Source organism: Mesorhizobium sp. M1C.F.Ca.ET.210.01.1.1 (assembly GCF_004791585.1).
Classification (GTDB): domain Bacteria; phylum Pseudomonadota; class Alphaproteobacteria; order Rhizobiales; family Rhizobiaceae; genus Mesorhizobium.
The window spans coordinates 1-308 of sequence record NZ_SRUU01000183.1 but is presented as its reverse complement, the minus strand read 5'-3'; the positions used below and the strand labels follow the sequence as shown (position 1 = coordinate 308).

At 65.3% G+C, this 308-nt stretch carries 1 protein-coding gene; it reads left to right on the top strand.

What is annotated here, in order from left to right; genetic code table 11:
* Nucleotides 1–308, top strand: a 308-nt coding sequence (locus tag EN853_RS33495; RefSeq protein WP_135861374.1) for a GNAT family N-acetyltransferase, incomplete at both ends; no start/stop codon positions are given.

Sequence of the window (308 nt, the reverse complement as noted above, 5' to 3'; positions counted from 1 at the left end):
CTGGCGCGAGCATCAGCTCGCCCAGTCCTACCGCAAGGAACTCGACAAGAAATCCCGGCAGCTCGGCCGGTGGGGGGAGGCGCGCTTCAAGTGCGCCGAGAGCATCGACGCCATCCGTACCACATTCGACGCGCTCAAGGTCTATCGCGGCAAGCGCTTCGACGGCAGCAACGGCCCCGCCGACCTGCTGCAGCAGCCGTCCTATTTCGACTTCTATCTTGCCGTCGCGGCGGAAGGATGTGGCGGTTTCGCGCGCACCTACACGTTCTGGATGAACGACAGGGCGATCGCCGGCGCGCTTGGGCTTG